Origin of the sequence: Loktanella sp. DJP18, from assembly GCF_049310965.1 — a bacterium.
Classification (GTDB): Bacteria; Pseudomonadota; Alphaproteobacteria; order Rhodobacterales; family Rhodobacteraceae; genus Loktanella.
In genome coordinates this window covers 1-13,363 of sequence record NZ_JBMERN010000101.1, presented here as the reverse complement: position 1 = coordinate 13,363, position 13,363 = coordinate 1, and the positions used below count along the sequence as shown (strand labels likewise).

Sequence of the window (13,363 nt, the reverse complement as noted above, 5' to 3'; positions counted from 1 at the left end):
GGAATGAAATGACTTTAAGTGTGTTTCTCGCAAGCATGACCGCCCTCGGGCTCGCGGCTATCGTGATCCTGGCCCTGACATCGCGACGGGATGGCGATTCATCACAACGACAGATATCACCGATCCGTGCCGACCGTCGCAAGGACGGTCGGTAAGAGGATTTCGGCAGGACCTCTGCCGTCATCCGGGCAATCCATCTTCGCTCACCGCCGCAGTTGGTCCCGAATTTCGATCAGGACGTCAAGCTCTGACGGACCAGTGTGCACGTCCGGCACGATGTCGTCCGGCTTTTCAGCGCGGGACTTGATCGTATTGACCGCCTTGACCAGCATGAACACCACGAAAGCGATGATCAAGAAATTGATGCAGGCAGTGATGAAGGCACCGTAGGCAAACACCGCGGCCCCTGCATCGCGCGCAACCTGAAGGCCGGCATTGGCGGGCACTTCACCGGACATCACGACGTACATGTTGGAAAAATCGACCCCGCCCAGGATCAAGCCGATGATCGGGTTGATTAGATCCCCGACCAACGACGACACGATGGCCGTAAATGCAGCCCCGATTATGATACCGACAGCGAGGTCCATGACATTGCCCTTGGCAATGAAATCCTTGAATTCGTTCAGCACGCTAGTCTCCCGATAGATGGCCGCAACGGTTTGCCGCGGATTTTCCCCACGAGCGGTATAAACCAATTTTAGAAACGCAGAAGGGTTTTTGCGGGCGGGTTTCCGACTAAGTTACGCCTTGCACTGACAGGAGAACCGAGAATGACCGACCTTACCGAATTTCCCATCACCACACGCTGGCCCGCCACCGATCCTGCAGTCATCCAGCTTTACTCCTATCCAACGCCCAACGGGGTAAAGGCGTCCATCGCGCTGGAGGAGTTGGGGCTTGCGTATGAGCCCCATCTGATCACCTTGAAGGATGCGGACGTCAAATCAGGCGCTTTCACCTCGCTCAACCCGAATGGCAAGATCCCCGCGATCATCGATCCCGATGGTCCCGACGGGCCCATCGGCATTTTCGAATCCGGTGCGATCCTGATTTACCTCGGCGAAAAGACCGGCGAGCTGATCGGCAGGACGGCGGCTGACAAGGCGCGCATCGTCCAGTGGGTCATGTTCCAGATGGGCGGCGTCGGTCCGATGTTCGGTCAGCTTGGCTATTTTTACAAGTTCGCTGGCAAGGACATCGAAGATTCCCGTCCGCAGCAGCGTTACATCGACGAGGCGAAACGCCTGCTTGGCGTGGTGGACAAGGCACTGGACGGTCAGGACTGGATTGCCGGCGACTTCTCCATCGCAGACATCGCGCTGGCCCCCTGGCTGAATGCCCTCGATTTCTATGGCGCGAAAGAGGTCACGGGCTACAACGACCTTCGGCATGTGCCAGCCTATGTCGAACGCTTCTACGCGCGACCGGCCGTGCAGAAGGGCAAAGCGATCCCCGATCCGGAGGGGTAAATCGCCGCACTCACCTGACCGAAACCTCCCGCCCCGGTGATCCGGCAAAACCAGATGCACCTGAAAGACAAACCTACCTGCGCAGCGTGCCGCCTGTGGCCTTCTCGACCTTGGCGACGATCTGCTTGGCCACCCCTTCGATCTGCGCTTCGGTCAAGGTCGCGTCCACCGGTTGCAGCCGCACGGTGATGGCCAGGGATTTCTTGCCCGCGCCCAGACTTCCGCCGATGAACTCGTCGAAGACCCGCACCTCGGCGATCAGCGCCTTGTCGGCCCCCGCGGCCGCATTGACCAGCGTCAACGCCTCGACCTGCGCATCCACGACAAAGGCAAAGTCACGTTCTACCGCCTGAAGGTCGGTTGCGACCAAGGCCGCGCGGGTCGTGGTCTTGTTGCGCGGCAAAGGGATTTCGGCCGGGAAGATAGTGAAGGCGACCGCAGGCCCCTTCACGTCCAGTGCGCGAAGGACCTTCGGGTGTATTTCACCAAACACCCCCAGCACATTCTTTGGCCCAAGACAGATCTGTCCATGCCGCCCCGGATGCCACCAGCCTTCCCCGCCGCGCAGAATCTGCACCTTGGCGGGCGCGCCCATCGCAGCCAAAACGGCTTCGGCGTCAGCCCTCGCGTCAAAGACGTCGACGGCGCGGCTGTCGCCGTGCACACCTTTCGGCCCTGTCCGCCCGATCAGCACGCCTGTCACGCAAGGCCGCTGATCGCCCGGTTCGCCACCGTCAAAGATGTCCCCGACCTCGAACAGCGCAAGGTCGTTGAAGCCGCGCGCCTGATTGCGGGCCGCCGCCTGCAACAGGCCCGGCAACAGTGCAGGCCGCATGTGCGACATGTCCGACGAGATCGGATTTTCCAGCCCCGTCAGATCCGTGCCGCCGCCGAACAGCGCTGCCGTGCCTTCGTCGATGAAGCTGTAGGTGACACATTCGTTATAACCCAGCGCCGCCGCAGTGCGTCGCGCGGCACTCGCGCGGACCTGCGCGGGTGTCAGCACCGGCTTTGGCACGCCGGGTTGGGCGCGCGGCATCGGGACGCCGACCAGCTTGGTCAGCGATGCGATCCGTGCGACCTCTTCCACCAGATCGGCCTCGCCCTGCACGTCGCCGCGCCAGCTTGGCACATGGGCTAGGTCGCCCTCCAGCCGGAAGCCCAGCGCCGTTAGCGTCGCGCGTTGCGTCGCGGCCGGAATATCCATGCCGACAAGGCTGATGACCCGGTCCGTATCCAGCCTGTAGGCGCGATCGGTGTCAGGCACTTGTCCTGCCAGCACCATCTGCGACACCGTGCCGCCCGCGACCGACTGGATCAACGCTGTCGCATGATCCAGCCCCTCAGGCGTGAAGGCCGGGTCGATCCCGCGTTCGAACCGGTAGCGGGCGTCAGAGTTGATCTTCAACGCGCGGCCCGTGTAGGCGATCTGCACCGGGTCCCAATATGCGCTTTCGACGAAGACATTCACCGTCTCGGGCGTGCAGCCGGTGGCATCGCCGCCCATCACGCCAGCGATGCTTTGCACGCCGGCGTCGTCAGCGATCACCATCTGGCCCTCGCTTAGCGTATACGTCTTGTCATCCAGCGCTGCAATCTGCTCGCCACCCTTGGCGCGGTGGACCCGCAGGTTGCCCTGCACCTTGTCCGCATCGAAGACGTGCAGCGGGCGGTTCAGGTCGTAGGTCAGAAAGTTCGTCACATCGACGAGGAAAGAGATCGGCCGCAGCCCGATCGCCCGCAGCCGTGCCTGGAGCCAGTCGGGGCTTGGGCCGTTCGTCACGCCCTTGATCAGGCGGCCGCAGAATACGGGGCAGCCGTCCAGCGTGTCGTCGTCGATGCTGACCGTCAGTTCGGAACCGAACGTCGCATCGATCTTTGGCGCGGCTAGCGGTTTCAGCGTGCCAAGTCCGCGCGCGGCCAGATCGCGGGCGACGCCACGCACGCCCAGCGCATCGGCGCGGTTCGGGGTGATCGCGATCTCGATCACCGGATCAACGCGGGCGGGATCATGCGCCGCCAGCCAATCGGCAAAGCTGGTGCCGACCTCGCCCTGTGACAGCTCGATGATGCCGTCATGTTCCTCCGACATCTCCAGCTCTCGCTCGGACGCCATCATGCCGAAGCTTTCGATGCCCCTAATCTTGCCAACGCCGATGGTCGTGTCGATGCCGGGCACATAGACGCCGGGATGGGCCACGACGACCGTGATGCCGGCGCGCGCGTTGGGTGCGCCGCAGATGATCTGTTGCAGACCGTCCCTGGTGCGCACCTGACAGACCCGCAGCTTGTCCGCATCCGGATGCTTCTCGGCGCTTTCGACATAGCCCAGCGTAAAGGGCCGCAGCATTTCGGCGGGATTGACAATGCCCTCCACCTCTAGCCCCAGATCGGTCAGCGTTTCCGCGATGTCATCGACCGACGCGGTTGTATCCAGGTGGGTCTTCAGCCAAGACAGGGTGAATTTCATTGCGCGCACTTTCGCCAGATCAGATGTCGCGCGTTCTTAGCGTATCGCTTGGCCGGACGAAAGCGCCTGCCGGATGTCATCCGCGCCCGGCGATGGATCGCATGTCCGGACCGTCGCCTTGCGTCCGGACCCAACGGGCAGGCAGTCCTGCAAGACGGCAAGAGGGAGCTGAATTTGGGTCTGCTGGGCATCTTCATTTCGCTGGGGCTGTTGATGTTCCTCGCCTATCGCGGGATCAACGTGCTGATCCTCGCACCGCTTCTCGCGCTGCTTGCGGTGGTTCTGGCCGGTGGCATTCCCCTTTTGGCGACCTACACGCAGGTCTTCATGCCCGCATTGGGCAACTACCTGCTGAAATTCTTTCCGCTGTTCATGCTTGGTGCGATCTTCGGCAAGTTGATGGCTGATTCCGGTTCGGCGCGCACCATCGCGGAGTGGTTCACGACGCGTCTGGGTGCGGGACAGGCAATTGCAGCGGTCGTGCTGGCCTGCGGCGTGTTGACCTACGGCGGCGTTTCGTTGTTCGTCGTGGCCTTTGCCGTCTATCCCATCGCCAACGCCTTGTTCGAACGGTCGGACACGCCAAAGCGGCTGCTGCCGGCTGCCCTCGCCCTTGGTTCGTTCACCTTCACCATGACGGCCTTTCCTGGAACGCCGGCGATCCAGAACGCGATCCCGATGCCCTATTTCGCGACGACACCCTTTGCCGCGCCGTTCTACGGCATCGCGGCGGGTCTGGGCATGATGACCTTCGGCATCCTCTGGCTGAACCGCCGCCGCGATCGCGCGCAGGCTGCGGGCGAAGGCTTTGGCCAGCATCCGAAAACCGATGCCGATGCGGACGCCCCCGACCAGGCGCAACCCGGCATCGCCGTGGCGCTTTTGCCGGTCGCGCTGGTGATCGTGCTGAACGCGTTATTCACCTACGTCGTCATTCCGGGCATGGATGCGTCCTATCTGGCGCAGGACGCCTACGGCGGCGTCACGCTGGACGACGTCAAGGGGATCTGGGCCATCATCGCGTCGCTGGTCCTGTCGATCCTGCTGTGTGCGGCCCTGAACTGGCGGCGTTTCGCAAGCCCGATGGACAGCTTCAACAAAGGCACGATGGGGTCGCTTCTGCCGGTGTTCAACACCGCGTCAGAGGTCGGATACGGTGCCGTCATCGCATCCCTGCCCGCCTTTGCGATCATCCGCGATGCGGTGCTTGGCATTTCATCCAACCCCCTCATCTCGGCGGCGGTTGCGACGAACGTTCTGGCGGGGATCACCGGGTCCGCGTCGGGCGGCATGTCGATCGCGCTTGAAACGCTGGGGGCGCAGTTCATGACGCAGGCGCAGGCCGCGAACATCGATCCAGAGATCATGCACCGCGTCGTCGCCCTGTCGTCCGGCGGGTTCGATGCGTTGCCGCACAACGGCGCGGTCATCACGCTGCTGGCCATCACAGGGCTGACGCACCGGCAAAGCTATGGCGACATCTTCGTGGTGGCCGTGCTGATCCCGTTCAGCATGACAGTCGCCGTCATCGCCGCCGCGACGGTTCTGTAACGGGCGACCGGGCCACAGCGCCGAAAAATGGCGGCTCCTTTTCAACTTCTGCGCGGTGTTGCGGTTGACTGCGCCGCGCCATCGTCTGATGAAGGGGCCGGCATGTCCGGATGGACCACGGGCGCGTGAAATCGTCTGTCCGGCGCGGTCGGTCTGGTGGGGGTAAAGGTTGCATGTTGCGCATGTTGGGGATGATCGCTGCTGCGATCAGCCGATTGAACTGGATGATTGGACAGGTCTTTTCCTGGTTGTCGCTGGGAATCGTCCTTGTCTGCTTTACCGTGGTCGTGTTGCGCTACGTGTTCGCGACAAGTTTCCTGTGGCTTCAGGACCTCTATATCTGGCTGAACGGCGCGATGTTCATGGCCGTCGCCGGATTTGCGCTGCTGCGCGATGACCATGTGCGCGTCGACATCTTCTACCGCCCCGCAAGGATCAGAACCCGCGCGCTGGTCGACCTGATCGGCGTCATCTTGTTCCTGCTGCCCTTCTGCTGGATCGTATCGGCCTACTCCATCCCCTTCGTGCAGCGGTCCTGGTCCTACCAGGAGGCGTCTGCAAACGTCGGTGGCATGCCGGGTCTCTATATCCTCAAGACCTTCATCCTTGCCTTTGCGGCATTGCTGGCGCTGCAAGGGGTCGCGATGGCATGCCGGTCCATCCTTGTGCTTTCGGGACGCCGCGATCTGGTGCCGGCCATGATGGCCTATCTCGTCAAACCCGCCGACGCTGAGGCTGACGCAATCGAAGGGCTGCACTGATGGATCCGGTCACACTCGGCGAGCTGCTCGCCGGTCTCATGTTCTTCGGCATCATCGGCTTTCTGCTGCTGGGGTTCCCGGTGGCCTTTTCCTTGGCCGGTGTCAGCCTCGGCTTCGGGGCCTTGGGCTGGTCGCTGGGCGTCTTCGATCCGTCCAACTACGGGTCGCTGCCCAACCGCTACATCGGTTTCATGACGAACGAAGTGCTGGTTGCGGTGCCGCTGTTCATCTTCATGGGCGTGATGCTGGAACGATCCCGGATCGCAGAGCAGTTGCTGCTGACGATGGGTAAGCTTTTCGGCAACCTGCGCGGCGGGCTGGGCATTTCGGTGATCCTGGTCGGCGCGATGCTGGCCGCGTCCACCGGCGTCGTGGGGGCCACGGTCGTCACGATGGGCCTGATTTCCCTGCCCGCGATGCTGCGGGCCGGATACGATCCCAAGATCGCGACGGGCGTGATCTGTGCATCCGGCACGCTGGGGCAGATCATTCCGCCGTCCACGGTGCTAATCTTCATGGGTGACATGCTGTCGGGCATCAACTCGCAGGTGCAGATGGCCAAGGGCAACTTTGCGCCCGTGCCGGTGTCCGTCGGCGATCTGTTCGCGGGCGCGATCCTGCCGGGGCTGCTGCTGGTGGGCCTGTATCTTGCCTACACGATCTTCAAGGCGATCGTCGATCCGCAGGCGATGCCTGCGACACCGGTCAGTGCAGAGGAACGCGCGACGCTGGGTCGCGACGTCATGGTCGCGCTGGTGCCGCCGCTGCTGCTGATCATGGCCGTCCTGGGATCAATCCTGGGGGGCATCGCCACCCCGACCGAGGCGGCCTCTGTCGGGGCTGTCGGCGCGATGATCCTGGCAGCGCTGCGCTGGCGGTTATCCTTCGCGATCCTGCAACAGACGGTCGTCAGCACCGCAACGATCACCTCAATGGTCTTCGTCATCCTGCTGGGCGCGTCGGTGTTTTCCGTCGTGTTCCGCCTGATGGGTGGCGACAATCTGGTCCACGAATTCCTGTCGAACCTGCCGGGCGGCACGATGGCCGCGGTCGCCGTTGTGATGGGGATCATGTTCCTGCTGGGCTTCATCCTCGACACGTTCGAGATCATCTTCATCGTGATCCCGATCACGGCGCCGGTCCTGCTGGCGCTGGACGTGGACCCGGTCTGGCTGGGCGTTCTGGTGGGTGTGAACCTGCAGACGTCGTTCCTGACGCCGCCTTTCGGGTTCGCGCTGTTCTATCTGCGCGGCGTTGCCCCGGCGGACCTGCCAACCTCGGCCATCTACAAAGGCATCATCCCCTTCGTGATCCTTCAGATCATCGCAATCGCGATCCTGTTCGCATTTCCCGGCATCGTGACCTGGTTGCCACGGCTGATCGCGGGGTAAAATCCTAAGGGGGGCCACCCCCCTGCCCCCGGGGTATTTCAGACCAGAAGTCGATGGGACGGCAAGGCCGTCAGAACATCTGCAAGCAAAAAGGCCCGGACGCATTGTCCGGGCCTTTCGCACTTCATCAGACCAAGGCCTCAGAGCGTCAGATACGTCTCACGCGCACGCACGAACGGGGCGTCGATATCCTGTGTGCGGGTGCGCAGGATCTTGAGCGATTCGACGAAGCTTTCCGCCGTCTTCTTGACGAGCGGATCGCCATTGTCGCGCAGATCCGTCAGGACCTCCAGCGACGCCTTGGCACCGGCCTCGAGGATGCTGTCGGGGAACTGACGCACATTCACGCCGTGGTCATTGACCAGCGTCTGCAACGCACGCGGATCGTTCGCTGCGAAGTCTGCGGCGACCATGTCGTATTCCGCCTGGCTGCAATCACGCACGATGGCCTGAAGGTCTTCCGGCAGGGCCTGATACTTGGCCTTGTCCACGACCAGTTCGGTCGCAAGGCCCGGCTCGACGAAGCTGGGGAAGTAGTAGTTCTTGCAGACCTGATAGAAGCCTAAGGCGAGGTCGTTGTAGGGTCCCACGAATTCGGCGGCGTCCAGCGTGCCGGATTGCAACGCCTGAAAGATTTCGCCGGCAGCCATGTTCGTTACGGTGGCACCGAGCTTTTCCCACACCTGACCGCCCAGGCCGGGTGTGCGGAACCGCAAACCATTGATATCCTCGACACCCATGAGTTCATTCTTGAACCAGCCGCCGGCCTGCGTGCCGGTGTTGCCGGACAGGAATCCCTGCACGCCGAATTGGTCGTAAACCTCGTCCCAGATCTCTTGTCCGCCCATGAAGCGGACCCAAGCCCCCAGTTCCTGGGTCGTCATGCCATAGGGCACGCCGGTGAAAAACGACAGCGCAGCGGACTTGTTCTGCCAGTAGTAGGCCGCACCGTGGCTCATCTCGGCAGTGCCGTCGATGACGGCATCCAAGGATTGCAGCGGCGGCACCAATTCGCCGGCGGAGTAGACCTGTACGGTCAGACGGCCGCCCGATGCGGCGGTGATGCGGTCGGCCAATCGCTGGGCCCCGACGCCGAGGCCCGGAAAGTTCTTGGGCCATGTGGTGACCATGCGCCAGGTCGTATTGCCTTGCGCAACGGCCGGCGCGGCCAGGGCTGCGGCACCTGCGCCGAATGCGCCCGTGCGGATGAATGAACGACGATCCACGATGTAACCTCCTGTAACATGGGTCGACAAGCGGCCGGCAGCCGGCCGCAGGTCACCCTGAAAAGGCCGGATCGGGCCGGGGTTGTCCACCCGTAGCCGGACCGCGATTAAAAAAAATGTGTTGAACACCGCACTGGGACAACCTGTTTTGGGACAAACTGGGTCAGGACATCAGATATTTGCCGCAAGGTCATGGTCCCGTTACACGCCGAGGTGTTGATCGCGGACGACAAAGGCGTAGGCTGCCCCCGGTACCGGGAGGACAACGCCCTGCGTTGCGGGACCATGACAAACTGGAGGATCGACATGACTAAACTGACTTTTGGGGCTGTGGCACTGGCGACGGCCGCATTTGCGCCGTTGTCTGCGGCAGCGCAGACCGACATCGCATTCTGGCACGCGTTCACGGGGCGGCTGCAGGAACTGGTCGACGCGCAGGTGGCGGATTTCAACGCCAGCCAGTCGGATTACACCGTCACGGCGACCAGCAAGGGCAACTATTCCGAGACGCTGAACGCCGGCATCGCCGCCTTCCGCGCCAACGAACAACCCGACATCCTGATGGTGTTCGAGGTCGGGACAGCCACGATGATGGCGGCGCAGGGTGCCACCAAGCCGGTCTATGAGGTCATGGCCGATGCAGGCGTGGACTTCGACCCCGATGCCTATATCGGGGCGGTGAAGGGCTATTATACCAATACCGATGGCCAAATGCTGTCGCTGCCGTTCAACTCTTCGACGCCGGTGCTGTACGTGAACCGCGACGCCTTTGCCGAAGCAGGCCTCGATCCCGACATGGACCTGTCGACCTGGCAGAACGTCGACGCGGCGCTGACGCAGTTGCAGGAAGCGGGTCAGGAGTGCGGGTTCACCACCGCCTGGCAAAGCTGGATTCAGCTGGAGACCCTCTCGGCCTACCACAACGTGCCATTTGCCAGCCAAGAGAACGGCTTTGCCGGTCTGGACACGGAGTTGGTGTTCAACAGCCCGCTTCAGGTGCAACACATCGACATGCTGGGACAGTGGGCGCAGAACGGCAAGTTCGTCTATGCCGGACGCCGGAACGAAGGCGGGGCCAACTTCCGCGCCGGTGACTGCGCGCTGTTCACCGAATCCAGCGCAGGCTACGCCGGTGTCGCGACCGAGGCGCAGTTCGACTGGGACATCCGCCCCCTGCCCTACTACGAGGGCGCCGAAGGCGCACCGCAGAACACCATCATCGGTGGTGCATCCCTTTGGGTCATGGCTGGTCAGACGGACGAGGAATACGTCGGCGTCGCCCAGTTCCTGAACTACCTGTCCAGCCCCGAGGTGCAGGCGCAATGGCATCAGGATACCGGCTATCTGCCGATCACGACGGCTGCCTCTGACCTGACGCGCGAGCAGGGCTTCTATGACGAAAACCCCGGGACCGACATCGCCGTGAAGCAGATGACGATGAACGAACCGACGCCGAATTCGAAGGGCATCCGCCTTGGGTCCTTCGACCAGATCCGCACGGTCATCGACGAGGAGCTGGAAGGCGTCTGGGCCGGTGACAAGTCGGCGCAAGAGGCGCTGGACAGTGCCGTCAGCCGTGGCAACGAGTTGCTGCGCCGGTTCGAACAGACCGCCGGCTGATTGTGTGACGCGCGCGCCCCGGATCACCGGGGCGCGCGCATCCACCGGGGGACAGGTTGGAAAAACGGGTCATCTTCAAGGGCTGGCTGCTGCCGCTGCTGCTGATCGCGCCACAGGTGCTGATTTCGGCTGTCTTCTTTTTCTATCCCGCCGGGCAGGCGATTTGGCAGTCGCTGTTCATCCCCGATCCTTTCGGCCTGTCCATGCAGTGGGTCGGCCTTGGCAATTTCAAATACCTTCTGGGGAACCAGTATTACCTTGCCTCTTTCTGGACGACGGCGGTGTTCTCCACGCTCGTCACCGTCGCCTCGATGGTGCCGGCCCTGTTTCTCGCCGTCGTCGCCGACCGGCTGATCAAGGGGGCCGGAACCTACCGCACCCTGCTGATCTGGCCCTATGCCATCGCTCCCGCCGTGGCCGGCGTGCTGTGGCTGTTCATGTTCAACACCCGCGTCGGCATCGTGTCGTGGTATCTGGGCCAGCTCGGCTATGACTGGAACCATGTCCTGAACGAAAGTCAGGCGATGGGGCTTGTAGTCGTCGCCTCTGCCTGGGGGCGGATCAGCTACAACTTCCTGTTCTTCTACGCCGCCCTGCAAGCCGTTCCGAAATCGGTGATCGAGGCGGCGGCGATCGATGGCGCACGGTTCTGGATGCGGTTCTGGACCATCGTGCTGCCGCTGCTGTCGCCCACAACCTTCTTTCTGCTGGTCGTCAACGTGATCTATGCCTTCTTCGAGACGTTCGGCGTCATCCATACGATCACCGGAGGCGGACCGCAGCAGGCCACGACGATCCTGGTCTACAAGGTCTATGCGGACGGCTTCGTCGGCCAGGACCTTGGGTCATCGGCCGCACAATCGGTCATTCTGCTGGTGCTGGTCGGCCTGCTGACCGTGTTGCAGTTCAAGTTCATCGAACGCCGGGTTCACTATTGATGGCCGAACGCACGGGCATGGTGGAAAAGCGCGGCTGGGGCCTGTGGGGCAGTCACCTGCTGATGATCGCGGGCGTGCTGGTCGTGTTCTTTCCGATCTGGCTTGCCTTCGTGGCGTCGACCGTCACCCAGTCAGAAATCACGCAGCCGCCGATGCCGCTGTGGCCCGGCGACCAGTTCATCGCAAATTACCGCGAGGCGCTGTTCGAGGGCGTGAACGTCCCCGTGCTGACCATGCTGGTAAATTCCACCATCACCGCCGTCGGGATCGCGGTGGGCAAGATCGCCATATCCCTGCTCTCGGCCTTTGCCTTCGTGTATTTCCGCTTTCCGGGACGCAGCATCTTCTTCTGGCTGATCTTTCTGACCCTGATGCTGCCGGTCGAGGTGCGGATCGTTCCGACCTACGAGGTGGTCGCGGGCTTTGGCATGCTCAACAGCTATTCCGGCCTGATCTTTCCGCTGATCGCCAGCGCAACCGCGACGTTCCTGTTCCGTCAGTTTTTCCTGACCATCCCGGACGAACTGGCAGAAGCCGCCCGTGTCGACGGGGCCGGGCCGATGCGGTTCTTCTGGGACATCGTCATCCCGATGAGCCGCACGAATATTGCGGCCCTGTTCGTGATCCTGTTCATCTATGGCTGGAATCAATACCTCTGGCCGCTGCTGGTAACGACGGAGCCAGGCATGAACACCATCGTCATGGGCATCCGGCAGATGTTCCCGTCGGGGGACGATTTGGCCGACTGGCCGGTGATCATGGCGGCATCGATGCTTGCGATGGTGCCGCCCATCGCGGTGGTTCTTTCGATGCAGAAATTCTTTATCCGGGGACTCGTGGACAGTGAGAAATAATGGCGACCGTTGACCTGACCGACCTGCACAAGCGCTTTGGTGCGACCGAGGTCATCAAGGGGGTGACCCTGCACGTCGACGACGGCGAATTCGTCGTGATCGTCGGCCCATCCGGCTGTGGCAAGTCCACATTGCTACGCATGGTCGCCGGACTGGAAACCGTCAGTGCAGGAGAGGTCCGCATCGGCGACCGCCGCGTGAACGAGTTGGAACCGATGGACCGCGACATCTCGATGGTGTTCCAGAACTACGCGCTGTACCCGCATATGTCCGTGCGTCAGAACATCGGCTACGGCCTGAAGATCGCCAAGATGCCGAAGGACCGGATTGCCGCCAAGGTAGAGGAGGCTGCCAGCCTGCTGCAACTGACGGACTATCTTGACCGGCGACCGCGCGACCTGTCGGGTGGACAGCGGCAGCGCGTCGCGATGGGGCGGGCCATCGTGCGCGAACCCAGCGTATTCTTGTTCGACGAACCCCTGTCGAACCTTGACGCCAAATTGCGGGTTCAGATGCGGCTCGAAATCAAGTCGCTACAGGCGAAACTCGGGATCACGTCGCTTTATGTCACACACGATCAGGTCGAGGCGATGACGATGGCGGACCGCATGGTCGTCATGCATGCCGGTATCGCGGAACAGATCGGCACGCCGCTGGACGTCTATGAACGGCCCGCGACGGTCTTTGTCGCGCAGTTCATCGGTAGCCCGTCGATGAACATCTTCGATGCCACGCGCACCGCAGAGGGTATTGGTTTCGGTGAGACGTCGGTGCCGGGTCCGGCGGGGCATGGTCCGGTCAAGCTGGGTCTGCGACCGGAACATCTGCTACGCGACGAAGACGGTCCGCTGCACATGCGCGTGCATCTGGCGGAACCTCTGGGGGCCAACACGCTGCTGCACGGGCAGTTGACCGACACGGACCTGCCCATCACCGCCAGCATCCCCGGCGTCTGGCGCATGACAGGGGGTGCCGAGGATCTGCGTCTGTCGGTGCGACCGCAAGACCTGCACCTGTTCGACCCGACGACCGAACGGCGGCTATAAAGGCGACCCTGCAATTGCGCGGGCAATAAGTCGG

The 13,363-nt window shown here is 62.5% G+C and carries 11 protein-coding genes; 8 read left to right on the top strand and 3 right to left on the bottom strand.

The window, feature by feature from the left end; translation table 11 throughout:
- Positions 1 to 203: 203 nt before the first annotated feature.
- The gene (gene mscL / locus ACOI1H_RS19495; RefSeq protein WP_422439498.1) at positions 204 to 632 is read right to left on the bottom strand and encodes a large conductance mechanosensitive channel protein MscL; all 429 of its coding nucleotides are present in this window, start codon (positions 630 to 632) and stop codon (positions 204 to 206) included.
- 141 nt (positions 633 to 773) lie between these two features.
- On the opposite strand from mscL, the gene ACOI1H_RS19490 reads away from it, so the two are divergent.
- Positions 774 to 1,472 carry a glutathione S-transferase family protein gene (locus tag ACOI1H_RS19490; protein ID WP_422439497.1) on the top strand — a complete coding sequence of 233 codons (699 nt, stop codon included), beginning with the start codon at positions 774 to 776 and terminating at the stop codon, positions 1,470 to 1,472.
- A 73-nt stretch (positions 1,473 to 1,545) separates the two neighbouring features.
- On the opposite strand, the gene pheT is transcribed toward ACOI1H_RS19490, so the two are convergent.
- On the bottom strand, positions 1,546 to 3,942 hold the full coding sequence (gene pheT, locus ACOI1H_RS19485) for a phenylalanine--tRNA ligase subunit beta (RefSeq protein WP_422439496.1): 2,397 nt from the start codon (positions 3,940 to 3,942) through the stop codon (positions 1,546 to 1,548).
- 174 nt (positions 3,943 to 4,116) lie between these two features.
- Between pheT and ACOI1H_RS19480 the strand changes: the two genes are divergently transcribed.
- The 3 genes from ACOI1H_RS19480 (at position 4,117) to ACOI1H_RS19470 (ending at position 7,645) form a co-directional block, all read left to right on the top strand.
- Positions 4,117 to 5,493, top strand: coding sequence for a GntP family permease (locus tag ACOI1H_RS19480; RefSeq protein ID WP_422439495.1), 1,377 nt, complete (start codon positions 4,117 to 4,119; stop codon positions 5,491 to 5,493).
- Positions 5,494 to 5,675: 182 nt separating this feature from the next.
- Complete coding sequence (locus ACOI1H_RS19475) at positions 5,676 to 6,254, top strand: TRAP transporter small permease subunit (RefSeq protein ID WP_422439494.1); 579 nt, start codon at positions 5,676 to 5,678, stop codon at positions 6,252 to 6,254.
- Positions 6,254 to 7,645: a TRAP transporter large permease gene (locus ACOI1H_RS19470; RefSeq protein ID WP_422439493.1), complete on the top strand. Its 1,392-nt coding sequence runs from the start codon at positions 6,254 to 6,256 to the stop codon at positions 7,643 to 7,645. The genes ACOI1H_RS19475 and ACOI1H_RS19470 overlap by 1 nt, the downstream gene beginning before the upstream one ends.
- A gap of 140 nt (positions 7,646 to 7,785) precedes the next feature.
- Here the strand turns inward: ACOI1H_RS19470 and ACOI1H_RS19465 are convergent, their stop codons facing one another.
- Positions 7,786 to 8,871 (bottom strand): TRAP transporter substrate-binding protein, encoded by a 1,086-nt coding sequence (locus ACOI1H_RS19465; protein ID WP_422439492.1) that lies wholly within the window; start codon positions 8,869 to 8,871, stop codon positions 7,786 to 7,788.
- A 306-nt stretch (positions 8,872 to 9,177) separates the two neighbouring features.
- Between ACOI1H_RS19465 and ugpB the strand changes: the two genes are divergently transcribed.
- From ugpB to ACOI1H_RS19445, 4 genes are read left to right on the top strand one after another with little or no spacing between them, the layout of a single operon-like run.
- The gene (ugpB, locus tag ACOI1H_RS19460; protein ID WP_422439491.1) at positions 9,178 to 10,491 is read left to right on the top strand and encodes a sn-glycerol-3-phosphate ABC transporter substrate-binding protein UgpB; all 1,314 of its coding nucleotides are present in this window, start codon (positions 9,178 to 9,180) and stop codon (positions 10,489 to 10,491) included.
- A 56-nt stretch (positions 10,492 to 10,547) separates the two neighbouring features.
- Positions 10,548 to 11,429, top strand: a complete 882-nt coding sequence (ugpA, locus tag ACOI1H_RS19455) for a sn-glycerol-3-phosphate ABC transporter permease UgpA (protein ID WP_422439490.1) — start codon at positions 10,548 to 10,550, stop codon at positions 11,427 to 11,429.
- Between the two features lie 17 nt (positions 11,430 to 11,446).
- Positions 11,447 to 12,283 carry a sn-glycerol-3-phosphate ABC transporter permease UgpE gene (gene ugpE / locus ACOI1H_RS19450; protein WP_422439499.1) on the top strand — a complete coding sequence of 279 codons (837 nt, stop codon included), beginning with the start codon at positions 11,447 to 11,449 and terminating at the stop codon, positions 12,281 to 12,283.
- Positions 12,283 to 13,329, top strand: a complete 1,047-nt coding sequence (locus tag ACOI1H_RS19445) for an ABC transporter ATP-binding protein (RefSeq protein WP_422439489.1) — start codon at positions 12,283 to 12,285, stop codon at positions 13,327 to 13,329. Before ugpE ends, ACOI1H_RS19445 begins: the two co-directional genes overlap by 1 nt.
- Positions 13,330 to 13,363 lie beyond the last annotated feature (34 nt).